Annotated in this window: 23 protein-coding genes; 4 read left to right on the top strand and 19 right to left on the bottom strand. The window is 71.3% G+C overall.

Annotated elements, in window-relative coordinates; genetic code table 11:
* Positions 1-107: 107 nt before the first annotated feature.
* Positions 108-485 (top strand): hypothetical protein, encoded by a 378-nt coding sequence (locus tag Q7T15_RS06555; protein WP_304694504.1) that lies wholly within the window; start codon positions 108-110, stop codon positions 483-485.
* A 15-nt stretch (positions 486-500) separates the two neighbouring features.
* Here Q7T15_RS06555 and Q7T15_RS06560 read toward each other — a convergent pair whose 3' ends face one another.
* Positions 501-815, bottom strand: a complete 315-nt coding sequence (locus tag Q7T15_RS06560) for a hypothetical protein (protein ID WP_304694506.1) — start codon at positions 813-815, stop codon at positions 501-503.
* Entirely contained in the window at positions 812-1,279 is a 468-nt protein-coding gene (locus tag Q7T15_RS06565) for a hypothetical protein (RefSeq protein WP_304694508.1), read from the bottom strand. The genes Q7T15_RS06560 and Q7T15_RS06565 overlap by 4 nt, the downstream gene beginning before the upstream one ends.
* An 81-nt stretch (positions 1,280-1,360) precedes the next feature.
* Between Q7T15_RS06565 and Q7T15_RS06570 the strand changes: the two genes are divergently transcribed.
* Positions 1,361-2,155, top strand: coding sequence for a DUF1353 domain-containing protein (locus Q7T15_RS06570; protein ID WP_304694510.1), 795 nt, complete (start codon positions 1,361-1,363; stop codon positions 2,153-2,155).
* Between the two features lie 74 nt (positions 2,156-2,229).
* On the opposite strand, the gene ilvC is transcribed toward Q7T15_RS06570, so the two are convergent.
* The 12 genes from ilvC to otsA form a co-directional block, all read right to left on the bottom strand.
* Positions 2,230-3,255, bottom strand: coding sequence for a ketol-acid reductoisomerase (ilvC, locus tag Q7T15_RS06575; protein ID WP_182489122.1), 1,026 nt, complete (start codon positions 3,253-3,255; stop codon positions 2,230-2,232).
* Positions 3,256-3,316: 61 nt separating this feature from the next.
* Complete coding sequence (gene ilvN / locus Q7T15_RS06580) at positions 3,317-3,829, bottom strand: acetolactate synthase small subunit (RefSeq protein WP_182489120.1); 513 nt, start codon at positions 3,827-3,829, stop codon at positions 3,317-3,319.
* A 3-nt stretch (positions 3,830-3,832) separates the two neighbouring features.
* Positions 3,833-5,632 (bottom strand): acetolactate synthase large subunit, encoded by a 1,800-nt coding sequence (locus Q7T15_RS06585; RefSeq protein WP_304694515.1) that lies wholly within the window; start codon positions 5,630-5,632, stop codon positions 3,833-3,835.
* Between the two features lie 43 nt (positions 5,633-5,675).
* Positions 5,676-7,370 carry a dihydroxy-acid dehydratase gene (ilvD, locus tag Q7T15_RS06590; RefSeq protein ID WP_137736482.1) on the bottom strand — a complete coding sequence of 565 codons (1,695 nt, stop codon included), beginning with the start codon at positions 7,368-7,370 and terminating at the stop codon, positions 5,676-5,678.
* Positions 7,371-7,379: 9 nt separating this feature from the next.
* Positions 7,380-7,835, bottom strand: a complete 456-nt coding sequence (gene mnhG, locus Q7T15_RS06595; RefSeq protein ID WP_304694518.1) for a monovalent cation/H(+) antiporter subunit G — start codon at positions 7,833-7,835, stop codon at positions 7,380-7,382.
* Positions 7,835-8,164 (bottom strand): monovalent cation/H+ antiporter complex subunit F, encoded by a 330-nt coding sequence (locus Q7T15_RS06600; protein WP_304694520.1) that lies wholly within the window; start codon positions 8,162-8,164, stop codon positions 7,835-7,837. The genes mnhG and Q7T15_RS06600 overlap by 1 nt, the downstream gene beginning before the upstream one ends.
* Complete coding sequence (locus tag Q7T15_RS06605; protein ID WP_304694522.1) at positions 8,161-8,715, bottom strand: Na+/H+ antiporter subunit E; 555 nt, start codon at positions 8,713-8,715, stop codon at positions 8,161-8,163. Before Q7T15_RS06605 ends, Q7T15_RS06600 begins: the two co-directional genes overlap by 4 nt.
* Entirely contained in the window at positions 8,712-10,289 is a 1,578-nt protein-coding gene (locus tag Q7T15_RS06610) for a Na+/H+ antiporter subunit D (protein WP_304694524.1), read from the bottom strand. Before Q7T15_RS06610 ends, Q7T15_RS06605 begins: the two co-directional genes overlap by 4 nt.
* Complete coding sequence (locus tag Q7T15_RS06615) at positions 10,286-10,720, bottom strand: Na(+)/H(+) antiporter subunit C (RefSeq protein WP_370689112.1); 435 nt, start codon at positions 10,718-10,720, stop codon at positions 10,286-10,288. Before Q7T15_RS06615 ends, Q7T15_RS06610 begins: the two co-directional genes overlap by 4 nt.
* Positions 10,717-13,626, bottom strand: coding sequence for a Na+/H+ antiporter subunit A (locus tag Q7T15_RS06620; RefSeq protein ID WP_304694526.1), 2,910 nt, complete (start codon positions 13,624-13,626; stop codon positions 10,717-10,719). The genes Q7T15_RS06615 and Q7T15_RS06620 overlap by 4 nt, the downstream gene beginning before the upstream one ends.
* Before the next feature lie 75 nt (positions 13,627-13,701).
* Positions 13,702-14,526 carry a trehalose-phosphatase gene (otsB, locus tag Q7T15_RS06625; RefSeq protein WP_304694528.1) on the bottom strand — a complete coding sequence of 275 codons (825 nt, stop codon included), beginning with the start codon at positions 14,524-14,526 and terminating at the stop codon, positions 13,702-13,704.
* A gap of 3 nt (positions 14,527-14,529) precedes the next feature.
* Positions 14,530-15,951, bottom strand: a complete 1,422-nt coding sequence (gene otsA, locus Q7T15_RS06630; protein ID WP_304694530.1) for an alpha,alpha-trehalose-phosphate synthase (UDP-forming) — start codon at positions 15,949-15,951, stop codon at positions 14,530-14,532.
* 152 nt (positions 15,952-16,103) lie between these two features.
* Here otsA and Q7T15_RS06635 point away from each other — a divergent pair, with 152 nt between their 5' ends.
* Positions 16,104-16,895: a sugar phosphate isomerase/epimerase gene (locus Q7T15_RS06635; protein ID WP_304694532.1), complete on the top strand. Its 792-nt coding sequence runs from the start codon at positions 16,104-16,106 to the stop codon at positions 16,893-16,895.
* A 30-nt stretch (positions 16,896-16,925) separates the two neighbouring features.
* Here the strand turns inward: Q7T15_RS06635 and Q7T15_RS06640 are convergent, their stop codons facing one another.
* The 5 genes from Q7T15_RS06640 to Q7T15_RS06660 are packed head-to-tail and all read right to left on the bottom strand — an operon-like array spanning position 16,926 to position 21,947.
* Positions 16,926-17,657, bottom strand: coding sequence for a FadR/GntR family transcriptional regulator (locus Q7T15_RS06640; RefSeq protein ID WP_304694534.1), 732 nt, complete (start codon positions 17,655-17,657; stop codon positions 16,926-16,928).
* 11 nt (positions 17,658-17,668) lie between these two features.
* A complete protein-coding gene (locus Q7T15_RS06645) occupies positions 17,669-18,457 on the bottom strand; it encodes a 3-oxoacyl-ACP reductase (protein ID WP_304694536.1) in 789 nt (262 codons plus the stop codon).
* A gap of 16 nt (positions 18,458-18,473) precedes the next feature.
* Complete coding sequence (locus Q7T15_RS06650; protein WP_304694538.1) at positions 18,474-19,832, bottom strand: aldehyde dehydrogenase; 1,359 nt, start codon at positions 19,830-19,832, stop codon at positions 18,474-18,476.
* Positions 19,829-20,587 (bottom strand): gamma-glutamyl-gamma-aminobutyrate hydrolase family protein, encoded by a 759-nt coding sequence (locus Q7T15_RS06655; protein WP_304694540.1) that lies wholly within the window; start codon positions 20,585-20,587, stop codon positions 19,829-19,831. The genes Q7T15_RS06650 and Q7T15_RS06655 overlap by 4 nt, the downstream gene beginning before the upstream one ends.
* Entirely contained in the window at positions 20,568-21,947 is a 1,380-nt protein-coding gene (locus tag Q7T15_RS06660) for a glutamine synthetase family protein (protein ID WP_304694542.1), read from the bottom strand. Before Q7T15_RS06660 ends, Q7T15_RS06655 begins: the two co-directional genes overlap by 20 nt.
* Positions 21,948-22,170: 223 nt before the next feature.
* Between Q7T15_RS06660 and Q7T15_RS06665 the strand changes: the two genes are divergently transcribed.
* Positions 22,171-23,721 (top strand): amino acid permease, encoded by a 1,551-nt coding sequence (locus Q7T15_RS06665; protein WP_304694544.1) that lies wholly within the window; start codon positions 22,171-22,173, stop codon positions 23,719-23,721.
* The last annotated feature ends 264 nt before the right edge of the window (positions 23,722-23,985 follow it).

The following is a 23,985-nucleotide window of genomic DNA, read 5'->3' on the forward strand; positions in this document are numbered from 1 at the left end:
ACGCAGGGGTGTACGCGAAACGAGATGTGGTGGTGGTGGTGTGCGATCGCCGCACTCCAGTGGGGGGCGATCGGTGCTCCCAGGGTATCGCAGGCAGAATGGCGGCCATGACGCCCGTCGACCTCGCGCGCGCGATCACGGCGGTGCTGTTCATCGCCATGGGCGCCCTCCACTTCGTGCCGATGTTCGTGCGCGGGATGGCCGCGATCATCCCTCCCGCGCTGCGCAACCGGCCCTTCTCCGCCCGCTGGCTCGTCTGGATCACGGGCGTGTGCGAGATCGCCGGCGGCCTCGGCCTGCTGTGGGAGCCGACGCGCGTCGCCGCGGGCGTCGCGCTCGCCGTGTTCCTGGTCTGCGTCTTCCCCGCCAACGCCTACGCCGCGAAGCACCCCGAGCGCTTCGGCCGCATCGCGGTGGCGTTCTGGCCCCGGCTCATCGCGCAGGTCTCGCTCATCGCGGTCGTGCTGTGGGTGTCGCTCGGGTGATCGCGGACCGCGCGCTCAGGCGAGACTGACCGAGGCGCCCGCCGCGGCGATGAGGCTCAGGCGGCTCGTCGCGACCACGCACAGGGCGACGATGAGCACGAGCGTGTAGCGCGCGAGCGGGAGCCGGCGCGCGACGACCGCCGCGCCCGCGAAGACGAGCGGCGGCAGCAGCACGCTCGCCCACAGGATCACCCACGGGGTCCGCTCGGCGACTCCGAGCGCCTCGAGCTGCTGCGGGAAGGCGAGCAGGTTCGAGATGCCGTCGAACAGGAACCACGCGGCGACGAGACCGAGCACGACCGCGACGGCGATGCGCGCGACGCGGCTCACGCGAGCACCCCGATGAGCAGCGGCCACGGCACGAGCACGAGCGTCCCGAGGGCGAGCCAGCCGAGCCGCACGGCGGGGCGGCCGCCGCGCGTGAGCGCCATGACGGTGCCGAACCACAGGGCGCACGCGATGATCGCGAGGAACTCGCCGAACTGGTACATGACCTCGATGAGGAGCGTCGCGCCCGTCAGCGGCAGGGTGCCGATCGACAGGATCCAGCCGACCGAGTAGGCCAGGTACACCCCGGCGAGGAGGCCCGTCGCCGCCGTCACGGCGTTGCGACGGCGGTCGGCGGGGGATGCCGCGGTCGCGACGGGCGCGGCGGCGCGGTCGCGGGCATCCGCCCCCTCATCGCCCGGCGCGGGCTCGTCGTCGTCGACCCGATCGTCGCGGCCGGGATCGACCCAGCTCGGGTCGTCGGGGTCGCCCCAGTCGAGGGCGTCCTCGCGGCGGTCGGCGGTCATGCGGCCACCCTATCGAGCCTCGGGACGACGCCCGCTGAGCGTCGGAGGCAGCGGCTAGCGTCGAGGATCAGGGGGAAAGCGATGCCGTTCATCACCGTCGACGGGCGCCCGCTCGAGGGCGTGCCGCTGCTGTACCGGATGGGTCGGGAGTTCCAGGTCACGGCGCCGTTCGCGTACCGCGACCCGCGCGACGGCTCGGTGGTCGCCGTGCCCGCGCACGACACGTCTCGGCCGCCGACCGAAGGCAACTCGACCGACTTCGCGTCGGTGCCGCCGTTCCTGTGGGGGCTCATCGCGAACTACGGTCCGCAGACGCTCCCGGCGATCCTGCACGACGCGATGGTCGAGGATGCCCGGCGCGCGCCCGTCGACGAGCGCCTGCCGCGGCGGCGCGTGGCCGACGACCTCTTCCGCGTCGCGCTCGTCGACAACGGCATCCACCTGCTGCGGGCACGCGTCATGTGGGCCGCGGTCGGGCTCGAGAGCCGGCTGCGCCACGGCGGCGCACTCGGACGGCTGCTCGTCGCGCAGGTCGCGGTCGGGGCGCTGTGGCTCATCGTGGCGACCGTGCTCGCGATCGTCGGCGCAGGCGGGCTCGGGGCGTGGTGGCTCGTGACGCTCGCGGCGCCCGCGCTGCTCGCCGCGCCGTGGGGGTCGTCCTCGGGGCTCGTCATCGCGGCGACCTACCTCGGGGCGCTCTACGCGCCGCTCGTGCTCGGCGCGTTCCTCGCCTCGCACGTGGAGGGGCTCATCGCGCTCGCGATCTGGCTCGCGACGGGGCGGCGCGGCCCGCGCCCGCAGGCCGAGCCGACGCTCATCTGGAAGGACGAGTACGGGCCGGAGCACGGCGCCGACCGCACCTCTCCCCCGCGCTAGCCGCTGCGTCATGCGCGAACGGCGAAGGCCGGCCGCCCCTAAAGGGCGACCGGCCGTCGTACGAGCGCGGACTGCTAGCGCGCGGCTGAACCATCCACGTAGTCGGCGTCCTGCTGCTTCCACGCGAAGAGGGCGCGCAGCTTGCGGCCCGTCTCCTCGATGGGGTGCTGCTCGCCCTTGGCCCGCAGCTCGCGGAACTCGGGGGCGCCGGCGTCCTGGTCGGCGATGAACCGCTTGGCGAACGCGCCCGACTGGATGTCGGCGAGGACGGCCTGCATGTTCTCCTTCACCGAGGGGTCGATGACGCGCGGGCCGGAGACGTAGTCGCCGTACTCGGCGGTGTCGCTCACGCTCCAGCGCTGCTTGGCGATGCCGCCCTCCCACATGAGGTCGACGATGAGCTTGAGCTCGTGCAGCACCTCGAAGTAGGCGATCTCGGGCTGGTAGCCGGCCTCGGTGAGGACCTCGAAGCCGTACTGGACGAGCTGCGAGGTGCCGCCGCAGAGCACGGCCTGCTCGCCGAACAGGTCGGTCTCGGTCTCCTCCGTGAAGGTCGTCTTGATGACGCCCGCGCGCGTGCCGCCGATGGCCTTCGCGTACGAGAGCGCGAGATCCCACGCGTGGCCCGTGGTGTCGCGCTCGACGGCGACGATGTCGGGAATTCCGCGGCCGGCGACGAACTCGCGGCGCACCGTGTGGCCGGGGGCCTTGGGCGCGACGAGGATGACGTCGACGCCCTCGGGAGCGTCGATGTAGCCGAAGCGGATGTTGAAGCCGTGCGCGAAGGCGAGCGTCTTGCCCGGCTTCATGGCGCCCTGGATGCTCTCGGTGTAGATCGAGCGCTGGTACTGGTCGGGCGCGAGGATCATGATGACGTCGGCCCACTCGGCGGCGTCGGCGACGGTCTTGACGGTGAAGCCGTCCTCGTGCGCCTTGGCGACCGACTTCGAGCCCTCCTTGAGCGCGATGACGACCTCGACGCCCGAGTCGCGCAGGTTCTGCGCGTGGGCGTGGCCCTGCGAGCCGTAGCCGACGATCGCGACCTTCTTGCTCTGGATGAGCGCGAGGTCGGCGTCCTTGTCGTAGTAGATCTCGGTCACGAGAGTTGTCTCCTTGTGGTGTGGGTTCGGTGGGATGTCCGTGCGGCGTCCGGTGCGGACGTCACGAGTTCTTGAGGACGCGCTCGCTGATGCTCTTCGAGCCGCGGCCCATGGCGAGCAGGCCCGATTGCGCGATCTCCTTGATGCCGTAGGGCTCGAGCACGCGCAGCAGGGCCTCGACCTTCGCGGTGTCGCCCGTGACCTCGATCACGAGCGCGTCGGTCGCGACGTCGACGATCCGCGCGCGGAACAGCGTCGCCGCCTCGAGGATCTGCGAGCGGGTCGTCGAGTCGACGCGCACCTTGATGAGCATGTGCTCGCGCTGCACCGACTGGGTCGCGTCGAGCTCGACGATCTTGAGCACGTTGACGAGCTTGTTGAGCTGCTTGGTGACCTGCTCCAGCGGCAGGCCCTCGACATCCACGACGACGGTGATGCGGGAGAGACCCGGCACCTCCGTCGTGCCGACGGCGAGCGAGATGATGTTGAACCCGCGGCGGGCGAAGAGGCCCGCGACGCGCGTGAGCAGACCGGGCTTGTCCTCGACGAGGAGCGAGAGCACGTGGTGCGACATGGGTTACTCCCTCTCCCACTCGGGCGCGTGGTCGCGCGCGTACTGCACTTGCGAGTTGCCGACGCCCTGCGGGACCATCGGCCACACCATCGCGTCGCGGCTGACGATGAAGTCGATGACGACGGGTCGGTCGTTGGTCTCCATCGCGAGGCGGATGGCCGGCTCGACCTCCTCCGGCTTCGTGACGCGGATGCCCAGCGCGCCGTAGGCGTCGGCCATCTTGATGAAGTCGGGGATCATCGCCGTGTCGTGCCCGGTGTTGAGGTCGGTGAACGAGTGACGGCCGTCGTAGAACAGGGTCTGCCACTGGCGGACCATGCCGAGCGAGGAGTTGTTGATGACGGCGACCTTGATCGGGATCTCGTTGATCGTGCAGGTCGCGAGCTCCTGATTGGTCATCTGGAAGCAGCCGTCGCCGTCGATCGCCCACACCAGGCGGTCGGGCTGGGCGACCTTCGCACCCATCGCGGCGGGCACGGCGTAGCCCATCGTGCCGGCGCCGCCGGAGTTGAGCCACGAGCCCGGGCGCTCGTACTTGATGAACTGGGCGGCCCACATCTGGTGCTGGCCGACGCCCGCGGCGTAGACCGCCTCGGGGCCGGAGAGCTCGCCGATCTTCTCGATGATCCACTGCGGCGACAGGAGGCCGTCGTCGGGCATCGTGTAGCCGAGCGGGTACTGGGTGCGGAGGCTCTCGATGCGCTTCCACCAGTCGGAGAAGTCGGGCTTCACCGCCTTCGCCGCAACGCGGTAGGCGGGCAGCAGGTCGAGGAGCACCTCGCGGGCGTCGCCCACGATCGGCACGTCGGCGGCGCGGATCTTGCCGATCTCAGCCGGATCGATGTCGACGTGGATGACCTTGGCGTGCGGGGCGAACTCGCTCACCTTGCCGGTGACGCGGTCGTCGAACCGCGCGCCGAGGGCGATGAGCAGGTCGCTCTCCTGGAGCGCGAGCACCGAGGGGACGGTGCCGTGCATCCCGGGCATGCCGAGGTTCTGCTGGTGCGAGTCGGGGAACGCGCCGCGCGCCATGAGCGTCGTGACGACGGGGGCGCCGGTCTCCTCCGCGAAGCGCAACAGCTCGGCGTGGGCGCCGGCGCGGATGACGCCGCCGCCGACGTAGAGCACCGGGCGGCGCGACTCGGCGATGAGCTGGGCGGCGGCGTTGATCTGCTTGCCGTGCGCCTTCGTCACCGGTCGGTAGCCGGGGAGGTCGATCTTCGGCGGCCAGATGAACGGGGCCGACTTCTGCTGGGCGTCCTTCGTGACGTCGACGAGCACGGGGCCGGGGCGGCCGGTCGTTGCGATGTGCACGGCCGCGGCCAGGACGCCGGGGACGTCCTCGGGCTTGGTGACGAGGAAGGAGTGCTTCGTGATGGGCATCGTGATGCCCGTGATGTCGACCTCCTGGAACGCGTCCGTCCCCATCGAGGTCGAGAAGACCTGGCCGGTGATCGCGAGCAGCGGGACGGAGTCCATGTAGGCATCCGCGATCGCCGTGACGAGGTTCGTCGCGCCGGGGCCGGAGGTCGCGATGCAGACGCCGAGGCGGCCGCTCGCGACGGCGTAGCCCTCGGCGGCGTGGCCCGCGCCCTGCTCGTGCCGGACGAGGATGTGACGGATGGCGGTCGAGGCCATGAGCTCGTCGTAGAACGGCATGATGGCGCCGCCGGGGAGCCCGAACACGTCGGTGACGCCGAGCTTCTCGAGCGAGGCGAGGATTGCGCCCGACCCGGTGAGCACGGGCGGCTCCGAGCGGGAGGGCGCGGACGGGCCCGGCACGGGGGTTGCTTCCGTAGGCATGAAGGAGTCCTGAGGTCGTGTGCGAGGGAGGGTGAGCGCCTGACTAGCCGGTGACCGCGCCCTCCGCAGCGGAGCGCACGAGCTTCGAGTACTTGGCGAGAACGCCACGGGTGTAGCGCGGAGGCAGGGGCGCCCAGCCGGTGCGGCGCGCCTCCAGCTCGTCTGCGTCGACCAGTAGGTCGAGGGAGCGAGCAGCGATATCGACCCGTATGAGATCACCATCGCGCACGAAGGCGATCGGACCAGCGTCGACCGCTTCGGGAGCTATGTGGCCGATGCACAGTCCGGTTGTGCCGCCTGAGAATCGACCGTCGGTCAAGAGTAGTACATCTTTTCCGAGCCCAGCCCCCTTGATGGCGGCCGTGATCGCGAGCATCTCGCGCATGCCGGGGCCGCCCTTGGGGCCCTCGTAGCGGATGACGACGACGTCGCCAGCGGAGATCTCGCCGGCGGTCAGGGCGTCCATCGCGGCGCGCTCGCGCTCGAACACGCGCGCCGGCCCCTCGAAGACGGCGGCATCGAATCCGGCGGTCTTCACGACCGCGCCCTCGGGGGCGAACGAGCCGTGGAGGATGGTGATGCCGCCCGTGGCATGGATCGGGTTGTCGAGCGAGCGGAGCACCTCGCCGTCGAGCGGGTCGGGGTTCAGCTCGGCGAGGTTCTCGGCCATCGTCCTCCCCGTCACGGTCATGACGTCGCCGTGCAGGAGGCCCGCGTCGAGGAGCGCCTTGAGCAGCACGGGGAGCCCGCCCTGGCGGTCGACGTCGTTCATGACGTACTGGCCGAAGGGCTTGAGGTCGCCGATGTGGGGCACCCGGTTGCCGATGCGGTTGAAGTCGTCGAGCGTGAAGGGCACCTCGGCCTCGTTCGCGATCGCGAGGATGTGGAGCACGACGTTCGTCGAGCCGCCGAGCGCCATCGCGACGGTCACGGCGTTCTCGAACGCCTCCTTCGTCAGGATCTGCCGGGCGGTGATGCCCTTATTGAGCAGGTTGACGACCGCCTCGCCCGAGCGGTGGGCGTACATGTCGCGGCGGCGGTCGTAGCTCGCGGGGCTCGCCGAGCCCGGCAGGCTGAGGCCGAGCGCCTCGGCGACCGAGGCCATCGTGTTCGCCGTGTACATGCCGCCGCACGCGCCCTCGCCGGGGGCGAAGGCGCACTCGATGCGGTGGGCGTCCTCCGCGCTCATCTTGCCGGCCTTGACCGCGCCGACCGCCTCGAACGAGTCGATGATCGTGATGGGCTTCTCGGTGCCGTCGCTGAGCTTGACCCAGCCGGGCGCGATCGAGCCCGCGTAGAGGAAGACGCTCGCGAGGTCCAGGCGCGCGGCGGCCATGAGCATGCCGGGGATCGACTTGTCGCAGCCGGCGAGGAGCACGGAGCCGTCGAGGCGCTCGGCCTGCATCACGGTCTCGACGCTGTCGGCGATGACCTCGCGGCTCACGAGCGAGAAGTGCATGCCCTCGTGGCCCATCGAGATGCCGTCGGAGACGCTCACGGTGCCGAACTGCAGCGGGTAGCCGCCGCCGGCGTGGACGCCCTCCTTCGCGGCCTGCGCAAGGCGCCCGAGCGAGAGGTTGCACGGCGTGATCTCGTTCCACGAGCTCGCGATGCCGATCTGCGCCTTGTCCCAGTCGTCGTCGCCCATCCCGACGGCGCGCAGCATGCCGCGCGAGGTGGTGGCTTCGATGCCGTCCGTGACGACGCGGGAACGGGGCTTGTGGTCGATCTCCGACATGGGTCGAGTTTATGCCTCGCCGGAGGGCTCCCCCGACGCGTCGGACCGAGGCGCTCGACCGGTTGGGCGGTCGGTCGGCTCGGCCGAGCCGGGGAGGTCCGAACGACCCGCGTCCGCGACATCCGCCGCCAGTTCGTCGACCACAAGCGTCGACGCGTCGAAGTCTCCCGTGCGGTAGCCGGCGCGGCCGACCATGTGGGCCGAGATGGGCGCCGTGAGCATCTGCAGCACGATGACGGGGGTGAGGACAAGCAATGCGGCCCAGCTGCGCTGGCTGAGCGCGAGCGCGACGACGACGAGCACGAGGCCGAGGATCTGCGGCTTGGTCGCGGCGTGCAGGCGGCTGAGCGCGTCGGGGAAGCGGACGAGACCGGCGGCGGCCGCGAGCGACAGGATCGCGCCGCCGACGAGCAGCACGCCCGCGACGATGTCGAGGATGCTCGCCCACGGCTCGGCGTCGACCATCAGTCCATCCCCTTCTCGGTGTCGTCGGGCTGGGCGGAGGCGGGACCCGTGGCCGCGGTGTGCGTCGCCGTCGCCTCGGGTCGGGTGACGAAGCGCGCGACCGCGACCGTCCCGAGGAGCGCGGTCGCGGCGAGCACGACCATGAAGGGGATCGTTCGCGTGTGGCCCGTCGCGACCATCTCGGTGCCGACGACGAGGATGAGCGTCGTCAGCAGGACGTCCGAGCCGATGACGCGGTCGACGATGCTCGGGCCGCGCACGACGCGCCAGAGCGCGACGATCGCGGCGACCGAGAGGATCGCGCTCGCGACGATGATGAGGATGCTCATCGCACCGCCTCCCACTCCTCGCGCGAGCCGATGGCCCGCAGCAGTCGCCGCTCGTACTCGAGCACGTGCGCGCGCGTGGTCTCGACGCGCTCCGGCGTGTCGATGCCGAGCGAATGCACGTAGAGCACCGAGTTCGGGCGATCCACCTCGAGCACGACCGAGCCGGGGACGAGGGAGACGGCGAGCGCCGTGCCCGTGAGCACGAGGTCGCTGCGCGTCGTGAGGTCGACGCGGATGACGGCGCTCCGCCGCGCGCCCGCCGGGCGGAAGGCGTACCAGGCGACCTCGAACGAGGCGACGACGAGATCGGCGGCGAAGCGCAGGAGGAACGCCAGCATCCAGCCGAGATGGAACCGGCCGGAGAGCGCGACCGGCGGGAGGTAGAGGGTTCGCGTGACGAGGACGGCGACGACGGCGCCGGTGAGGATGGTGAGCACCGTGACCGAGCCCCACAGCATCATCCAGAGCAGGACGAGCGCCACCAGGAGCGGCAGCTGCTGGCGGATGGGGACGCGCTCGCGCTCGAGCACGCGCGACTCGTGATCGGTCATTCGAGCTCACCGCCCTCGCTCGAGAGCGGGAAGACCATCTGGATGTACGCGCCGGGGCCGTCCAGGTTCTCCCCCGCGCGACTCGCCACGCCGTAGACGGGGCCCGCGAACACCGTGAGCGCGACGCCGACCGCGACCATCCCCGCCGTCGAGAGGGTCATGAGGCGCGGCGTCGTGCGGGCGCCGGAGACCGTGGAGGTACTGAGCGGGGCTTCCTCGACCGAGCGCAGGAGTCGCGACTCATCGCCCTCCACCGCGTCGGCGGCGCGCCAGAACGCGAGGTTCCAGACGCGGACGAGCGCGTAGAGGGTGAGGAGGGAGACGAGGGCTCCGGCTCCGATGAGGGCGTAGGCGAGGGCATCCCCCTGCTGGGCCGCCGCCTGGAAGAGGCCGAGCTTGCCGAGGAACCCGGAGAAGGGCGGGATGCCGCCGAGGTTGAGGGCGGGGATGAAGAAGAGAGCGGCGACGACGGGCGCGCTCGCGAGCAGCCCGCCGATGCGGGTGATCGAGGTGCTCCCCGCCTCACGCTCGATGAGGCCCGCGGCGAGGAACAGGGTCGTCTGCACGACGATGTGGTGGACGATGTAGAAGATCGCCGCGGCGGTGCCCTCGACCGTGCCGAGCGCGACGCCGAGGATCATGTAGCCGATGTGGCTCACGAGCGTGAACGACAGGATCCGCTTGATGTCGGCCTGCGCGACGGCGCCGAGCGCGCCGACGACCATCGTCAGGAGCGCGAGGACCATGAGCGCCGGATTGAGCTCGGGGCCCGGGAAGATGACCGTCTCGACGCGGATGATCGCGTACACGCCGATCTTCGTCAGCAGGCCCGCGAACGCCGCCGTGACCGGCGCGGGCGCCGTCGGGTAGGAGTCGGGGAGCCAGAACGACAGCGGGAAGACGGCCGCCTTGATGCCGAACGCGACGAGCAACATGACGTGCAGGAGGATCTGCACGTCGACCGGGAGCTCGTCGATGCGCTGGGCGATCTGGGCGATCGTCACGGTTCCGAGCGCGCCGTAGATCATCGCGATCGAAGCGAGGAAGAGGAGCGACGACAGCAGGCTCACGACGACGTACGTGACGCCGGCCCGGATCCGCGACTCGGTGCCGCCGAGAGTGATGAGCACGTAGCTGGATACGAGCAGGATCTCGAAGCCGACGTAGAGATTGAAGAGGTCGCCCGCGATGAAGGCGACCATGACGCCCGTCGTGAGGATGAGGTAGGTCGGGTTGTAGATCGAGACGGGGGTCTCCTCGTCGCCGTCGGCGAGACCCTGGCCGACCGAGAACACGAGGACGGCGAGCAGCACGATCGCGGAGACGACGATCATGAGCGCGGCGAGGCGGTCGACGACGAGCACGATGCCGAAGGGCGCCTGCCAGCCGCCGACCTCCATGACGAGCGGCGCGACCTGGTCGACGTGGATGAGCAGCACGACGCCGATGACGAGCTCGATGACGAGGGCGCCGATCGCGATGATCCGCTGCGGACGCGGGCGCCGGCCGACGACGAGGGTGAGCGCGGCCCCGAGGAGGGGGACGAGCACGACGAGGGGGACGAGAGCGATCATCGGGGCTCCTCCCGCTCGAGCGGGAAGTCGGTCGTGGAGGCCTCGGGGAGGGTCTCCTCTGCCTCGATGACGACGGCGCCCTCGCGCAGGGCGAGGTCGTCGGCGTCGTCGCTGAAGTCGTCGGCGTTCGCGAGCCGCCAGGAGCGGTAGATGAGCGCGAGCAGGAAGGCGGAGACGGCGAAGGTGATGACGATCGCCGTGAGGATGAGCGCCTGCGGCAGCGGGTCGGTGTACTCGGCCGGCTCGATCGACTCGTCGAAGATCGGCGCTATGCCCGCCTCGCCCACCATGATCAGGATCAGCAGGTTCGTCGCGTTGCCGGCGAGGAGGAACCCGAGCAGCACGCGCGTGAGACTGCGCTCGAGCAGCATGTAGACGGCGCACGCGTACATGGCCGACATGATGACGATGAGGACGAGCGAGACGGTCATGCGCGGCCCCCCATGAGTGCGGAGGCGGGACGCTCGCCCGGGTCGGCCTGCCGGTCGACCTCGGCGCCGAGGCTGCGGAGGACGTCGAGCACGAGACCCACGACGATGAGGTAGACGCCGATGTCGAAGATCGTCGAGGTGACGAACTCCACGGGGCCGAGGAGGGGCAGCTCGGTCTCGACGAAGGCCGAGGTCAGGGCATCCGCCCCCAGCAGCAGCGGCGCCGCTGCCGTGCCCGCCGCGAGGAGCATGCCCGTCCCGAGCACCGCACCCGCGCCCACGGGAGCCGCCGCACCGAGCTCGTACCGGCCGCCGGCGAGGTAGCGGCCGACGAGCGCGAGGCCCGCGACGAGCCCACCGGCGAAGCCGCCGCCCGGGAGATTGTGCCCGGCGAAGAGCAGGTAGATCGAGACGACGATCGTCGCGTGGAAGGTCAGTCGCACGACGACCTCGAGGAGGATCGACCGGTTGCGCGGGTCGAGGGAGGGACCGGCGAGGATCCACGCGTTGCGGAGCTCGCCCGGGCGGCCCTGCTCGCGCACGCGGTCGAGGCGCTGCTCGACGCGGCGGCGGACCGAGCCGCGCGCGGGGCGGGGCAGGGCATCGTCGCGGCCGCGGATGAACAGCAGGCTCGCGACGCCCGTCGCGGCGGCGATGACGACGGCGAGCTCGCCCAGGGTGTCCCACGCTCGGAGGTCGACGAGAGCGACGTTGACGGTGTTGCGGCCGTGGCCGATCTCGTAGGCGAGCTCGGGCCAGGCGAGCGAGATCGGCTCCTCGGTCCGCGCTCCCGCGGCGACGAGCGCGATGACGCCCATGGTCGTGCCCACGGCGACCGCGATGACGGCGCGGAGCCCCTTGCGCGTGCTGCCGTGGCGGTCACCGAGCTGGGCGGGCAGCCGTCGCAGGACGAGCACGAAGGCGATGAGCGTCACGAGCTCCACGAGGATCTGCGTGATCGCGAGGTCGGGGGCGCCCATGATCGCGAAGAGCGCCGACATCCCGAACCCCGTGACGCCGACGACGAGGACGGCCGTGAAGCGCTTCTGCGCGCGGGTCGCGGCGACGGCGGAGGCGACCATGACGATGCCGATCGCCACTTGCGCCGGAGTGTCCCACAGCCGAACCGCGCCGGGGCCGCTCGAGCCGATGAGCAGGGTCGCTCCCGTGCCCGCCACGAAGACGACGAGGATCACGCCGAGGTAGAACGGCAGCGAGCCGCGCTGCGTGAGCGTCGTCACGCGGACGGCGAGACGGTCGAGTCCGCCGACCGCGTCCCAGTACAGCTCGGAGGCGCTCACGGGACTGTGCACGCGCGCGTGGACCCGCGCGATGGGCTCGCGGGCGAGGAAGATCGCGACGCCCGCGAGGATCGCGAGGAGCGAGAGGCCGAGCTCGAGGGTGAGGCCGTGCCAGAGCTCGAGATGGTAGACCTCGCTCGAGCCGCTCTCGACGGCGGGCAGCTCGGCCGCGGCGGGGGCGATGCCGGCGTCGGCGAGGGCGGCGAGCGGGCCGAGCGCGAGCCCCGCGACCGCGAGCACGGCGGGGGCGAAGAGGAAGCCGGGGCCGACGTGACCGAGAGCCGCGACATCCTCGACGTCGCGCTTCGTCGAGAACGCGCCCCAGAAGAAGCGGATGCTGTACGCGACCGTGAGCGCCGATCCGACGACGACGCCGATGACCGCGATCACGGCGAGGCCCATGCCGTCGCGCGCGTCGACGAGCAGCGCGTGCAGCACCGCCTCCTTCGCGACGAAGCCGAACAGCGGCGGCAGCCCCGCCATCGACGCGAGCGCGAGCGCGGCGGCGCCCGCGAGGACGGGGGCTCGGCGGCCGAGCCCCGACAGGGTGCGCAGATCGCGCGTCCCCGCCCCGTGGTCGATGATGCCGACGACGAGGAAGAGCGTGGACTTGAACAGGGCGTGCGCGACGAGGAGGGCACCCGCTGCGAGCGCGGCGTCGCGCGTGCCCCAGCCGGTGATGACGACGAGGAACCCGAGCTGGCTGACGGTGCCGTAGGCGAGGAGGAGCTTCAGATCGGTCTGCCGCAGCGCGACCCACCCGCCGAGGATCATCGTCGCGAGGCCGAGCCCCACGAGCAGCTCGCGCCACGAGGTGGTCTCCGCGAAGCCGGGAGCGAGGCGGGCGATGAGGTAGACGCCCGCCTTCACCATGGCCGCGGCGTGCAGGTACGCGCTCACCGGCGTCGGAGCGGCCATCGCGCCGGGAAGCCAGAAGTGGAAGGGCAGGATGGCCGACTTCGAGAGCGCTCCGACGAGGACGAGGATGATCGCGGTCGTCGTGAGCGGGCCGTCGGGCGTCGTCGCGATGATGACGGGGATGCTCGCGCTCCCGGCCTGCTGCGCGAGGAGGACGAGGCCCACGAGCATGACGAGCCCACCGAGCGTCGTCGTGATGAGCGCCTGGAGCGCCGCCCCTCGGCTGGCCTTGCGGCCCTGGTAATGACCGATCAGGAGGTAGGAGAACACGCTCGTGAGCTCCCAGAAGACGAAGAGAAGGAAGACGTCCTCCGAGAGGACGAGCCCGTACATCGCGCCAGCGAACGCCGTGAGCGTCGCGGCGAAGCGCCCGATGCCCTCGCTCTCGCGCGTGAAGTATGCGGCGCAGTAGAGGAGGACGAGCGAGCCCACCCCCGTCACGATGAGGGTGATGATCCACGACAGCGGGTCCATGAGCAGGTCGAGGGTCAGCTGCAGCTGGGGCACCCACGCGGCGCGCTCGACGAGCGGCTCGCCCGCGAGGATGCGGGGGCCGACGGCGAGCGCGTGGACGAAGCCCGCGAGCGGCACGAGCGCCGCGACGAGGAACACGCGGTTCTTCAGCACCCGTGCGAGCGGGGAGAGAACGAGGGCTCCGAGACCGAACAGCGCGAGGAGGACGAACATCGGTACTCCCTCGAGTGTCGGTGCGGCACGGGCGGGAGAGGGCTGGCGTCGGACCCGGCGCTCTCTGCTCCCAGTTTACCGAGCGCCGCCTGAGAACCGCTCGCGCGATCGGAGGAGGTGCTCGAGCGCCGCCGCCATCGCCTCGACGTCGGGGACGCGCGCGCGGGCGACCGACTCGGCCTCCCCCACCTTGATGCCGAGATCGCCGGGGCCGAGGGCGGCGAGGGCGTCCTCATCGGTCACGTCGTCGCCGGCGAAGAGGACCGCGTCGGGGGCGAGGCGCTCGACGAGCGCGCGCAGTCCGTCGCCCTTCGTGGCGTCGCGCACGGCGAACTCGACGACGTCGCGGCCGTCGCGGACCGTCAGCGCGTCGTCGACCTCGGCAGCCGCGACGTGCACCGACTCGACGAGCGCTCGCACCGCCCCGGGGTCGGCGACGCGGCGGGAGTGCACGGCGAGCCCGGCGGGCTTCGGCTCGATCCAGGCACCCGGCACGGCGGCCACGACGGGCTCGAGCCGCGATCGGAGGGCGGCCACGCGGGCGGCGTCGGCGGCGTCGACGGCGGGGCGGGCATCCCCCGCACCGAAGCGCACCTCGAGGCCGTGGGAGCCGACGAGCGGCTGGTCGTCGGCAGCCTCTCCGGCGCGCGCGAGGCTCTCGAGGGAGCGGCCGGAGACGAGCGCGACGATCGTGCGGGGCAGCGCGGCGAGGGCGTCGAGCGCGGTGCGAGCGGCGGGCAGGGCTCGCGAGTCGTCGGGGTCGTCTACGAGCGGGGCGAGCGTGCCATCGAAGTCGAGCGCGATGAGAAGCGTCCTCGCGGCGGCGATGCGGTCGAGCTCGGCAGCGAGCTCGGGCGCGACCGGCGAGCCGGGGTCGGGCGCGGGGCTGGCGTCGCTCATCGCTCAGCGGTGCCCGACGTGGCGGAGCGTGTCGAGGAAGGTCTGCGACCAGCGGGCCACGTCGTTCTCGCGCACGCGGCGACGGAGGGCGCGCATGCGGGTCGAGCGCTCGCGCTTGGGCATCTCGATCGCCTGGAGCATGGCCTCCTTGATGCCCTCGATGTCGTGCGGGTTGACGAGGAGCGCGTTGCGCAGCTCGTCGGCCGCGCCCGCGAATTCGCTCAGGATCAGCACGCCATCCTCGTCGTGGCGGCACGCGACGTACTCCTTCGCGACGAGGTTCATGCCGTCGCGCAGGGCGGTGACGAGCATGACGTCGGCGGCGAGGTAGAGGGCGACCATCTCCTCGCGCGGGTAGCCGTGGTGGAGGTAGGCGATCGCGGGGTGGCTGATGGTCGAGAAGTCGCCGTTGAGACGGCCGACCGTGAGCTCGATCTCGTCGCGCAGCTGCATGTACGCCTCGACGCGCTCGCGGCTCGGGCTCGCGACCTGCACGAGGGTGACGTCCTCGGTGTTCACCGACTTGTCGCGCAGCAGCTCGCCGAACGCCTTCAGTCGGTGGCCGATGCCCTTCGTGTAGTCGAGGCGGTCGACGCCGAGCATGATCGTCGTGGGGTTCCCGAGATCCTCGCGGATCTGCCGGGCGCGCTCGATGACCTCGGGGCGGCGGGCGATCTCCTCGAAGCTCTCGACGTCGATCGAGATCGGGAAGGACTTCGCGATGACCGAGCGGTGGCCGCCGGCGCCGTCGGGCACGCGGATCTCGGGGCTGCGCGTGCTGTAGCCGAACAGTCGGCGGACGGCGCTGAAGAAGTTCGCCGCGTCGGAGGAGCGCTGGAAGCCGATGACGTCGGCGCCGAGGAGCCCCTCGGCGATCGCGCGACGCCACGGCAGCTGCGAGTAGATCCCGTAGGGCGGGAAGGGGATGTGGTTGAAGAAGCCGATCGTGAGGTCGGGGCGCAGAGCGCGCAGGAGCGCGGGGACGAGCTGCAGCTGGTAGTCCTGGACCCACACGGTCGCGTTCGGGGCGGCGACATCGGCGCTCGCCCGGGCGAAGCGCTCGTTGACCTCCTTGTAGGTCTCCCACCACTCGCGGTGGTACGCAGGGGCCGAGATCACGTCGTGGTAGAGCGGCCACAGGGTGTCGTTGCTGAAGCCCTCGTAGTAGCGCTCGACCTCGCCCGCGGAGAGGGCGACGGGCACGAGGTGCATGTCGTCGGCCTCGAAGGGCTCGACCTCGACGTCGGGCTTGCCCGGCCAGCCGACCCACGCGCCGTCGGCGGCGCGCATGACGGGCTCGAGCGCGGTGACGAGTCCGCCGGGGGATCGCTGCCAGCTCGTGGTCCCGTCGGCGCCGACGACCCGATCGACGGGGAGTCGGTTGGAGACGACGACGAAGTCGAATCCGCCCTCTGGCTGGCTCATGTCTCTCGCTTTCCGCATGCGCGTCTCGTCACGATCACGGCCCGGGGCGCTGTCGCGCTCGGCCGGCTCGATACGGTATCAGCCGAATATCACCGTTCTCTCAGAAACGAGGGGCGATCGGATGCCCGCGGCTGTCTGCGTAGGGTGAGCGCATGATCCGGGTCGGCATGGGAACCACGAGCGTGCTCCCCCGCCGCCTCGAGCCCGCCTTCCGGCTCGCGCGCGAGGCCGGGTTCGACGGCATCGAGGTCATGATCACGAGCGATCGGGCGACGCAGAGCGCCCGCGCGATCGGCGCGCTGTCGTCGCGGTACGGGATGCCCGTGCTGAGCATCCACGCCCCCGTCCTGCTCTTCAGCACCCTCGTCTTCGGGCGCGACCCGCGCACGAAGCTCGAGCGCGCCGCCGCCCTCGCCGCCGAGCTGGGAGCGACCACGGTCGTCGCCCACCCGCCCTGGCGCTGGCAGAGCCGGTGGGCCGCGGCGTTCGAAGCCGCCGTCGCCGGGATCGCCGCCGCCTCAGGGGTGACGGTCGCGGTCGAGAACATGTTCCCCATCGCGGCGGGCGGCCGCGCGCGCGACGCCTTCGCCCCGCACTGGAATCCGGCCGAGCTCGCCGTCGACCGCCTCGTGCTCGACGTCTCGCACGCGAGCATGGCGCGCGTCTCGGCCCTCGAGCTGGCGCGCGCGTGGGGCGATCGCCTGCACCACGTGCACCTGTGCGACGCCGCCGCGCCCGACGCGGGAGGTCTGCTCGCCGACGCGCATCTCGTTCCGGGCCGCGGCGGGCAGCCGGTCGCGGCGCTCCTGCGGCACCTGGTCGCGAGCCGGTTCGCAGGCGACGTCGTCGCCGAGCTCAACACGCGTCACTGCGGTCGCGACGACGCCGCGCGACTGGCCGAGCTGCGCGAGACGGTCGGGTTCGCGCGCGAGCACCTGGCCTGACGGGCGGCCCATCGGGCGTGCGGAAGGCTTCTACGCGAGGAACCCGCGCAGGAGCGACGCCGTGCCCTCGAGGTGCTCGGCCATCGCGGCCGCGGCGCCGTCGGCGTCGCCCGACAGCACGGCCCACACGATGCGCTCGTGCTGCTCGTTCGAGTGCGCGATGTTCGGCGGCAGCAGCGGGATCCGGTCGAGCAGCGTGTTGACGCGCATCCGGTTGTCGGCGAGGAGCGAGACGAGCGTGGGGCTGCCGGCGAGCTCGGCGAGAGTCAGGTGCAGGCGCGAGTCGAGGCGGCGGTACTCCGCGCCCTCCACGGCGGCGACCTCGCGCATGCGGGTCGCCAGATCGTCGCGCTGCGCGGCCGTCAGGGGCGTGGATGCCGCTGCCCTCGCCGCGCCGACCTCGAGCACGTCGCGCACGAGCAGGGCATCCCGCACCTCGTCGGCCGACACGCGCTCGCCCGGCCCCTCCTCGGGGTGCGGGAGCGGCTCGCGCACGAACGTGCCGCCGTAGCGACCCCGCCGCGACTCGACGTAGCCGGCCTCGGCGAGCGACTTGATCGCCTCGCGCACGGTGTCGCGGCTGACCTCCAGGCGCGCGGCGAGCTCGCGCTCGGGGGCGAGGGCCTCCCCCGGCGGCACGACGCCCAGGCGGATGACCTGCAGCAGCCGCGCGAGGGTCTCCTCGAACGCGTTGCCGCCCCGCACCGGTCGGCTGAAGGCCTCGAGGGCGAGGCCTTCGGGCGGCGGCGCGGGGTCGGTCACGGCATGACCGATCAGAGCGGGGTGACGTACGCGGCGCTGATGCCGCCGTCGACGAGGAAGGTCGAGCCCGTGATGAACGAGGCGTCGTCGCTCGCGAGGAACGCGACCGCGGCGGCGAGCTCGTCGGCCTCGGCGAAGCGCCCCTTCGGGATGTGCACGAGGCGGCGCTGGGCGCGCTCCGGGTCCTTCGCGAAGAGCTCCTGGAGCAGCGGCGTGTTGACGGGGCCCGGGCACAGGGCGTTGACGCGGATCCCCTGGCGGGCGAACTGCACGCCGAGCTCGCGCGTCATCGCGAGCACGCCGCCCTTGGAGGCCGTGTACGAGATCTGGCTCGTCGCGCTGCCCATGACGGCGACGAACGAGGCGGTGTTGATGATCGAGCCCGACTGCTGGGCGACCATGTGCCGCAGCGCGGCGCGCGAGCACAGGTAGACGCTCTTGAGGTTGACGTCCTGCACGCGATCCCACGCGGGCAGCTCGGTCGTCTCGATCGAGTCGTCGTCGGGCGGCGAGATGCCGGCGTTGTTGAACGCGATGTCGAGCGAGCCGTAGGTCTTCTGCGCGGTATCGAAGAGAGCGTTGACCTGGGCCTCGTCGGTCACGTCGACCGACACGAAGAGCCCCTCGACCTCGGCCGCGGCGGCCTCGCCCGTCTCGGGGTTCAGGTCGCCGATGACGACGCGCGCGCCCTCCGCGGCGAACCGGCGCGCGGTCGCGAAGCCGATGCCGCTCGCGCCGCCCGTGATGACGGCGACCCTGCCGGCGAGACGCTGGGTGAGATCGATGGGGGTGATGCTCATGGTCCGGGCTCCATTCCTAGCCGTGGGAGAAGAAGACGTTCTTGGTCTCGGTGAAGGCGAGCGGAGCATCCGGACCGAGCTCGCGCCCGAGCCCCGACTGCTTGAACCCGCCGAACGGCGTCGCGTACCGCACGGAGGAGTGCGAGTTGACGCTCAGCGCGCCGCTCTCGACGCCGCGGGCGACGCGGATGCCCCGGCCGAGGTCGCGCGTCCAGATCGAGCCCGAGAGGCCGAAGATCGAGTCGTTCGCGAGGGCGATCGCGTCGGCCTCGTCGTCGAACGGCAGAACCGAGACGACGGGGCCGAAGATCTCCTCCCGCGCGACGCGGTCGTCGCGGTTCGGCAGGAGCACGGTCGGCGCCATCCAGTAGCCCGGGCCCTCCGGCGCCGAGCCGCGGAAGGCGACCGCGACGTCGTCGTCGAGGAAGGCCGCGACGTTCTCGAAGTGCCCCTTCGACACGAGCGGGCCCATCTCGGTCGCCTCGTCGTTCGGGTCGCCGACGCGGAAGCCGCGCACGGCGGGCTCGAGCAGCTCGAGGAAGCGGTCGAGCACGCTGCGCTCGACGAGCAGTCGCGAGCGCGCGCAGCAGTCCTGGCCGGCGTTGTCGAAGACCGAGCCGGGGGCGCCGGATGCCGCGGCCTCGAGATCGGCGTCGGCGAAGACGATGTTCGCGCTCTTGCCGCCGAGCTCGAGCGTCACGGGCTTCACCTGCGCCGCGCATCCGGCCATCACGTGCTTGCCGACCTCGGTCGAGCCCGTGAAGACGACCTTGCGCACGTGCTCGTGCGTGACGAAGCGATCGCCCACGACCGAGCCCCGGCCGGGCAGTACCTGGAAGAGGCCCTCGGGAAGTCCCGACTCGAGCGCGAGCTCGCCGAGGCGGATGGCGGTCAGCGGCGTCCAGTCGGCGGGCTTCAGGAGCACCGCGTTGCCCGCGGCGAGCGCCGGACCGAAGCCCCATGCCGCGATCGGCATAGGGAAGTTCCACGGCACGATGACGCCCACGACGCCCAGGGGCTCGTGGAAGGTGATGTCGAGGCCGCCCGCGACGGGGATCTGCTGGCCGATGAGCCGCTCGGGCGCGCCGCTGTAGTAGTCGAGCACGTCGCGCACGTTGCCCGCCTCCCAGCGGGCGGCACCGATCGGGTGGCCCGAGTTGCGCACCTCGAGCTGCGCGAGCTCCTCGATGTGCACGTCGACGGTCGCCGCGAAGCGCCTCAGTGCGCGAGCGCGGTCGACGGGCGCGAGAGCGGCCCACGCGCGCTGCGCGACGACCGCGCGCGCGACGGCCGAGTCGACCTCCTCGAGCGTCGTGTGCGCGACCGCGCCGATGACGGTCTCGTCGGCGGGGTTGATGAGGGTCGTCTCGCTCACACGCGCACCCGACGGCTCTCGGCGTACTCGGCCGCCGCGTCGACGAGGCCCGCGAAGATGCGGAGGTCCTCCGGCGACATCTCGGGGTGCCACTGCACCGCGACGCCGAAGCTCATGCCGTCGATGTCGACCGCCTGGATGATGCCGTCGTCGCCTCGCGCGCTGACGGTGAGCCCTTCGCCGACGGCGTCGAGCGCCTGGTGGTGGTAGCTCTGCGCCGTCACCTCGTTCCCGACGAGCTCGGCCAGGCGCGTGCCCGGCACCGTGATCGCAGGGTTCGGCGTGAACACTCCGCCGCCCGCGTTGTAGCGCTCGCTGCCGATGACCTCCGGCAGATGCTGGATGAGCGTGCCGCCGCGCAGCACGTTGAGCACCTGCATGCCCCGGCAGATGCCGAAGAAGGGGATGTCGCGGGCGATCGCGCGCTCCAGGAGCGCGAACTCGAAGTCGTCGCGATCGGTGCGCGGCACGTCGTTCGTCGGGTGCGGGGTCTGCCCGTACCGGCTCGACTCGACATCCTTGCCGCCCGTGATGATGAGCCCGTCGAGCCCGTCGAGGATGCTGTCAGCGACGGACTCGTCGACCGGCTGGGGAGGCAGAAGGACGACGGTTCCGCCGGCGCGCGTGACCGCCTCGAAATAGACCTTGGGCAGGAACGCGGCGGGGACATCCCACACGCCCGTCTGGGCCTGCTCGAGATAGGTCGTCAGCCCGATGACGGGCCGGCGGTGACGGTCAGAATCGTTCGAAGCCACGGAAGCGCTCCCAATCGGTGACGGCGGCGTCGAAGGCCTTCTGCTCGATGCGCGCCATGTTGAGGTAGTGGTCCACGACATCCTGCCCGAACGCCGCGTGAGCGATCTCGGAGCCCGCGAAGAGCTCGGCGGCATCGCGCAGGGTCGAGGGCACGCGCGGCTTGTCCGAGCCGTAGGCGTTGCCCGCGAACGCCTCCTCGAGCGTGAGCTCGTTCTCGATCCCGTGGATGCCCGCGGCGATGATCGCGGCGGTCGCGAGGTACTGGTTGACGTCGCCCCCCGGCACGCGGTTCTCGACGCGCAGGCTCTGGCCGTGGCCGACGACGCGGAGGGCGCACGTGCGGTTGTCGAAGCCCCACGCGATCGCGGTCGGGGCGAAGCTCCCGTCGACGTAGCGCTTGTACGAGTTGATCGCGGGCGCGAAGAACAGGGTGAGCTCGCGCATCGCGGCGAGCTGGCCGGCGATCCAGTGCTCCATGAGGGGCGAGAAGCCGTGCTCGCGATCGCCGGCCATGACGGGCGCGCCGTCGGTGCCGCGCACGCTGAGGTGGATGTGGCAGCTGTTGCCCTCGCGCTCGTTGAACTTCGCCATGAAGGTCAGCGACTTGCCGTGACGGTCGGCGATCTCCTTCGCCCCGTTCTTGTAGATCGAGTGGTTGTCGCACGTCGCGAGCGCATGGGCGTAGCGGAACGCGATCTCCTGCTGGCCGAGGTTGCACTCGCCCTTGACGCCCTCGCAGTACATGCCGGCGCCGTCCATGCTGAGCCGGATGTCGCGCAGGAGCGGCTCCATGCGCGTCGAGGCCATGAGGGCGTAGTCGATGTTGTAGTCGCTCGCCGGGGTGAGGTCGCGGTAGCCCTTGCGCCAGGCGTCGCGGTAGCCGTCGTCGAAGACGATGAACTCGAGCTCGGTGCCGACGTACGGCACGAGGCCGTGCCCGGCGAGGCGGTCGATCTGGCGGCGGAGGATCGCGCGCGGGCTCGGGGCGACGGGCGTGCCGTCGAGGAAGAGCAGATCGGCGAGCACCATCGCCGTGCCGGGCAGCCACGGGATGAGCCGGAGCGTGTCCATGTCGGGCTGCATGACCATGTCGCCGTAGCCGCGCTCCCAGCTGGAGATCGCGTAGCCGTCGACGGTGTTCATCTCGACGTCGACCGCGAGCAGGTAGTTGCAGCACTCGGCGCCGTGCGAGCCGACCTCTTCGCTGAACAGCCGCGCCGACACGCGCTTGCCCACGAGACGGCCCTGCATGTCGGTGAAGGCGACGATGACGGTGTCGATCTCCCCGGCCCGGATGCTCTTCTCGAGATCGTGGGCGCTCAGGTTCCCCGAGCGGACTCCGGAGGGTGCAGCGGTCATGGCTCGTCTCCTTCGACTGGCGGGGTTTCGACCATTGATACCACACACGCCGTCGCCGCCTTGGCCGTCTTAGGCGGCTCTCGCGCGTCAATGGTGGACACAAGCCACCTTTAGCGGCATGCTTCCCCACGAAGCGCACCGTGGCGCCGTGCCATCGAACGCGCATGACAGCTCCACCCTCTGTCCACCCCGGACTCGATGTCCATCCCCCCAGGAGGAATGCATGGCGGATACGACCAAGGCGACGGGCGGTGTCACGTACACCCGCGTCGACAAGGGCTACTTCGAGAAGCGCGGCCTGCGCCGAACAGCGGGAGTGTGGGGCCTGTGGGGCCTCGCCGTCGCGGCGGTCATCTCGGGCGACTTCTCCGGCTGGAACTTCGGCATCGACTTCGCGGGCTTCGGCGGCATGCTCATCGCCTTCGTCGTGCTCGTGGTCATGTACTACGGCCTGACCTTCTCGATCAGCGAGATGTCGGCCGCGATGCCGCACACCGGAGGGGCCTACTCGTTCGCCCGATCGGCCATGGGCCCGTGGGGCGGTCTCGTCACCGGCGCCGCCGAGACGATCGAGTACGTCGCGACGACCGCGGTCATCGTCTTCTTCTCCGCCCAGTACCTCGACGGCGTCACGAGCGGGTTGCTGAACTTCTCGCTCGCCGAGGCCGACATGATGTGGGTCTGGTGGATCGTCCTCTACGTCGCGTTCGTCCTGCTGAACGCCGCAGGCGCCGCCATCTCGTTCCGGTTCGCGATCGTCGTCGCGATCATCGCGATCGCGATCATCCTCGTCTTCTCGGTCATGGCGCTCGCGTCGGGGCTCTTCTCGTTCGACAAGCTGTGGGACATGGCGCCGAACGAGTCGGTCGCCGGCTCGTCGGTGTTCCTGCCCGAGGGCTGGGTCGCGATCCTGTTCGCGCTGCCGTTCGCCATGTGGTTCTTCCTCGGCATCGAGGAGCTCCCGCTCGCGGCGGAGGAGTCGCACACCCCGGAGAAGGACATCCCCCGCGCCGGGGTGCTCGCGCGCGGCACGCTCATCATCACGGGCGTCCTCGTCCTCTTCCTCAACACGGGAGTCCTCGGAGCGGAGGCGACGGGAACCTCGCTCGAGCCCCTACTCGACGGGTTCCGGGCGATCGTGGGCGACGAGCTCGCGGCGGTGCTCGCGATCTTCGCGCTCATCGGCCTGCTCGCCTCGCTGCAGGGCATCATGTTCGCCTACGGGCGCAACATGTACTCGCTGTCGCGGGCGGGCTACTACCCGAAGTTCCTGTCGCTCACGGGCAAGAACCAGACGCCGTGGGTCGCCCTCACGGTCGGCGCCGTCGTCGGGTTCGTCGCGATCGTGGCGCTCGACCTCCTGTCGCGGGTCGACCCCGAGGGCGTCGGCGCGGTCGCGGGAGCGATCATCCTCAATATCGCGGTCTGGGGCGCGGTCGTCGCGTACTTCCTGCAGATGGTCTCGTTCCTCATCCTGCGCAGGAAGTTCCCGAACGTGAACCGCCCGTACAAGAGCCCGTGGGGTCTCTTCGGCGCGTACAGCGCCGCCGCGATCGCCGCGCTCGTGTTCGTCGGCCTGCTCGTGAACCCCGCGTTCCAGGCCGCGATCGTCGCGATCATCATCGTGTACGCGCTCATCCTCATCGGATTCGCCGTGCACTACCGCCGTCAGCTCGTCCTCTCGCCCGAGGAGGAGTACGCGATGAGCGGCGGGACGCACGAGCTCACGAAGGAGCTCGACTCCGAGCCGGCGCCGGAGCACCGCCGCCACTAGCGCTCGCACGTCACGACGGGCCGCGGAGATCGCTCTCCGCGGCCCGTTCGCGTGCGCGCTCGCAGATCCGGATCGTCGGGTGCTGCGGCTCCCTGGGCACCCGGTCGCCGAGCCGCGGTGTGCACGTTCTCCGGATCTCCGGGGCGGTGCGGTGATCGGGCCGCGCGACGACGGGGTGATCGTCTCGGAACTCCGGAGAACGTGCACGCCGTGCGCCCGTCGCCGGGGCGAGGACGAGGGCCGGGGTGCGACACCGCCGGCGGC

This window comes from Microcella sp. (assembly GCF_030645145.1).
Lineage (GTDB): Bacteria > Actinomycetota > Actinomycetes > Actinomycetales > Microbacteriaceae > Microcella.

Bases quoted from the DNA above. Each gene is read 5' to 3' on its own strand.
- ilvD (WP_137736482.1), bottom strand. From the start codon at position 7,370: ATGTCGGAGATCGACCACAAGCCCCGTTCCCGCGTCGTCACGGACGGC.
- Q7T15_RS06635 (WP_304694532.1), top strand. From the start codon at position 16,104: ATGATCCGGGTCGGCATGGGAACCACGAGCGTGCTCCCCCGCCGCCTC.
- Q7T15_RS06565 (WP_304694508.1), bottom strand. From the start codon at position 1,279: ATGACCGCCGACCGCCGCGAGGACGCCCTCGACTGGGGCGACCCCGAC.
- Q7T15_RS06600 (WP_304694520.1), bottom strand. From the start codon at position 8,164: ATGAGCATCCTCATCATCGTCGCGAGCGCGATCCTCTCGGTCGCCGCG.
- Q7T15_RS06620 (WP_304694526.1), bottom strand. From the start codon at position 13,626: ATGTTCGTCCTCCTCGCGCTGTTCGGTCTCGGAGCCCTCGTTCTCTCC.
- Q7T15_RS06570 (WP_304694510.1), top strand. From the start codon at position 1,361: ATGCCGTTCATCACCGTCGACGGGCGCCCGCTCGAGGGCGTGCCGCTG.
- ilvN (WP_182489120.1), bottom strand. From the start codon at position 3,829: ATGTCGCACCACGTGCTCTCGCTCCTCGTCGAGGACAAGCCCGGTCTG.
- otsB (WP_304694528.1), bottom strand. From the start codon at position 14,526: ATGAGCGACGCCAGCCCCGCGCCCGACCCCGGCTCGCCGGTCGCGCCC.
- otsA (WP_304694530.1), bottom strand. From the start codon at position 15,951: ATGAGCCAGCCAGAGGGCGGATTCGACTTCGTCGTCGTCTCCAACCGA.
- Q7T15_RS06555 (WP_304694504.1), top strand. From the start codon at position 108: ATGACGCCCGTCGACCTCGCGCGCGCGATCACGGCGGTGCTGTTCATC.
- Q7T15_RS06645 (WP_304694536.1), bottom strand. From the start codon at position 18,457: ATGAGCATCACCCCCATCGATCTCACCCAGCGTCTCGCCGGCAGGGTC.
- Q7T15_RS06610 (WP_304694524.1), bottom strand. From the start codon at position 10,289: ATGATCGCTCTCGTCCCCCTCGTCGTGCTCGTCCCCCTCCTCGGGGCC.
- Q7T15_RS06665 (WP_304694544.1), top strand. From the start codon at position 22,171: ATGGCGGATACGACCAAGGCGACGGGCGGTGTCACGTACACCCGCGTC.
- Q7T15_RS06615 (WP_370689112.1), bottom strand. From the start codon at position 10,720: ATGACCGTCTCGCTCGTCCTCATCGTCATCATGTCGGCCATGTACGCG.
- mnhG (WP_304694518.1), bottom strand. From the start codon at position 7,835: ATGGTCGACGCCGAGCCGTGGGCGAGCATCCTCGACATCGTCGCGGGC.
- Q7T15_RS06660 (WP_304694542.1), bottom strand. From the start codon at position 21,947: ATGACCGCTGCACCCTCCGGAGTCCGCTCGGGGAACCTGAGCGCCCAC.
- Q7T15_RS06605 (WP_304694522.1), bottom strand. From the start codon at position 8,715: ATGACCGATCACGAGTCGCGCGTGCTCGAGCGCGAGCGCGTCCCCATC.
- Q7T15_RS06585 (WP_304694515.1), bottom strand. From the start codon at position 5,632: ATGCCTACGGAAGCAACCCCCGTGCCGGGCCCGTCCGCGCCCTCCCGC.